At 40.6% G+C, this 2,322-nt stretch carries 3 protein-coding genes; all 3 read right to left on the reverse strand.

The window, feature by feature from the left end; all coding sequences use genetic code 11:
• Positions 1–83: 83 nt before the first annotated feature.
• The 3 genes from tnpC to ACQKII_RS24620 all read right to left on the reverse strand — a co-directional run bounded on the left by tnpC (position 84) and on the right by ACQKII_RS24620 (position 2,239).
• The gene (tnpC, locus tag ACQKII_RS24610; protein ID WP_427463058.1) at positions 84–1,583 is read right to left on the reverse strand and encodes an IS66 family transposase; all 1,500 of its coding nucleotides are present in this window, start codon (positions 1,581–1,583) and stop codon (positions 84–86) included.
• Positions 1,584–1,694: 111 nt separating this feature from the next.
• Positions 1,695–2,048, reverse strand: a complete 354-nt coding sequence (gene tnpB / locus ACQKII_RS24615; RefSeq protein ID WP_427463056.1) for an IS66 family insertion sequence element accessory protein TnpB — start codon at positions 2,046–2,048, stop codon at positions 1,695–1,697.
• Positions 2,045–2,239: a hypothetical protein gene (locus ACQKII_RS24620; RefSeq protein ID WP_427463057.1), complete on the reverse strand. Its 195-nt coding sequence runs from the start codon at positions 2,237–2,239 to the stop codon at positions 2,045–2,047. The genes tnpB and ACQKII_RS24620 overlap by 4 nt, the downstream gene beginning before the upstream one ends.
• Positions 2,240–2,322: the final 83 nt, after the last annotated feature.

Here is a 2,322-nt window from a genome sequence, read left to right on the forward strand (position 1 = left end):
GTAAGCCCGAAATATAAAAAAACCGCACCTTTTCGGTATACACGACGAATGGCCATCTATCTGAATTTTTTTCGGATAGATGGCTATTTTGCACATGTGGCTTGGATTTTTTTCGACCAAGGCATGTAATTATTTAAAATCTCTGGCTGTTGGTGAATCGGTAAATTTGGCAGTTCTGTCATTAACGTCACTAGGTATTGATAGAAATCGATGCCGTTTGCTTTTGCCGTTTCAGCCAAACTTAAACAGATGGCATTTGCTTTAGCGCCTGCTTCACTAACAGAGAAAAGCCAGTTCTTACGACCGATCACATTTGGACGAATCGCATTTTCAGCCGGGTTATTATCGATTTCAATCCTACCGTCCAACAGAAAAGCTTTTAATCCATGTACACGATTTAATGTGTATTCGGCAGCTTTAGCTAAGGCATTTTTTCCGAAGAAAGGTGATTCATCAACCCATTTTAAGAATTTCTCTACAATAGGCTTTGAATGTTTTTGCCGTGATTTTCGGCGTTTGCCTGGTGAAAGATGCTTGAATTGACGTTCTAGGTGATACAGTTGATCACAGTAATCCACGCCAATTTGCCCGTTTTTGCTATCGGCTTTCAACCAATAACGTCGCACATGCGCCCAACAATTAGCGAACGTGACATCAGGTAGATTACCGTATGCCGAATAACCATCACAAATCACGATTCCTTTAAAGCCCTCTGTAAATTCTTCTAGTACAGAACGACTTCTCGATAATGCACTTTGAAAAAGAACGATGATCGGTCCTTGACTTGGCACACTTCGGAACACCCAATTATAGGCGTTCGATTGACCGGATTTTCCGTCCGAACGTTTGATTATTTGCGCATAGGTTTCATCCACATGTAGAACAGATTTTGCTGTTAATGTCTGCTTCATCTGTTCATAAACAGGTAGAAGCCAAACTTCAGCTGCACGGATCACCCAATTTGATAAGTTCTTATCATTCGTAAGCAGGCCATATCGTTCCCATTCCTTTACCTGACGGTAAAGAGGCAAGTATTGGATGAACTTATCATAGATGAGTTTTGCTAGAACTGTAGGTCCTGCAATGCTTCGCTGAATGGCAGCTTGTGTGGCTTTCCCACGTTTCATTTGTGCTTTTTGTGTGGCATCCATTTTACAGTGCCGGCACTCGTAGGCATGTTCAATATGCTGGATGCGCATCATTTTTGCAGGAATGAATTTTGCTTCTTCACGCGCAATAGTTGTACCGGCTTCGGTCATTTGGCTAAGGCAACAGTCGCATTGTGTATTGGTGGGATGATGGTGAATTTCTTCTATTTCAATCCCATCACGAAAAGAATCATTCCGTTTTTTCTTATGTAGTTTACGCTCAACGGTATACGTAACAGTTGGCGTGCTTTGTTCTTCTGTCTGCTCAGAATCGTTAAAAGACGGATCGTCTTCAAACAAAGAGGTTTGTCCGTCTGGTGCTTGATACTTTGATTTTTCCGATTTTGAACCGTATAAAGCCTTGGTTAATTGGCGAACTTGTTCAGTCAATGCTTCGATTTGTCGATTTGACTGAGCTAATTGTTGCCCAAGCATTCGAATTAATCGTTCATTTTGATTTTCTCTCTTAGGAACGTTCGTCAAATCATTCACCTCATTTCCGTTCAGTACAAGTTATGGATGATTATACCACCTTAATAGGTGGGTTTAAAAGACACCTTTTGCAGATTTCGTAATCGCTCTTGGCTGCTGAAGCGATAACCCTTCTAAAAGCCAGCGAAGTTCCTTTTGTGAAAGGTTACGTACTTCCTTCTCATCTTTTGGCCATTGCAGTTTGCCATTATCTAATCGTTTATAAAGTATGGCGAAGCCATCTCCATCAAAATACAAACATTTATAACGGTCTTTACTCGTTCCAGAAAATAAGAAGATGGAATCACTATATGGATCAAGTTTAAAAGAATCCTGAATGAGTGTTGCGAGACCGTCAATACCTTTACGCATATCGGTCTTACCGCAAATAATGTAGATGTTCTGCACGCTCGTAAAATCTTGTTTCATAGATTATTCAACTCCTTCAGGATCGTTTGGATGATGCGCTTATCTACGCCATTAAAGAAGGAAATTTCAGCACTAGTTGTTTTAATGATACAGCTCGGCTCAGGAGAGTTTTGAGATGAAGTTGTTGATGAAGAGTTGTCAGTGATCGGATCTAGTGTCACAGGAACAATTGTTAGTTTGGTAGTTGACATAAGGAAGCACCTCCTCTAATTGATACATTTATCGTACCGGAGGTGCCTGGTTATTTATATGCGTTATTTGATTACGGGCTTAC

Origin of the sequence: Lysinibacillus sp. NPDC048646 (assembly GCF_050272295.1) — a bacterium.
In the GTDB taxonomy this organism is placed as follows: domain Bacteria; phylum Bacillota; class Bacilli; order Bacillales_A; family Planococcaceae; genus Lysinibacillus.

What these genes read in the sequence shown, in the direction of transcription:
- tnpB (WP_427463056.1), bottom strand. Translation starts at nt 2,048, where the DNA reads ATGAAACAAGATTTTACGAGCGTGCAGAACATCTACATTATTTGCGGT.
- ACQKII_RS24620 (WP_427463057.1), bottom strand. Translation starts at nt 2,239, where the DNA reads ATGTCAACTACCAAACTAACAATTGTTCCTGTGACACTAGATCCGATC.
- tnpC (WP_427463058.1), bottom strand. Translation starts at nt 1,583, where the DNA reads ATGCTTGGGCAACAATTAGCTCAGTCAAATCGACAAATCGAAGCATTG.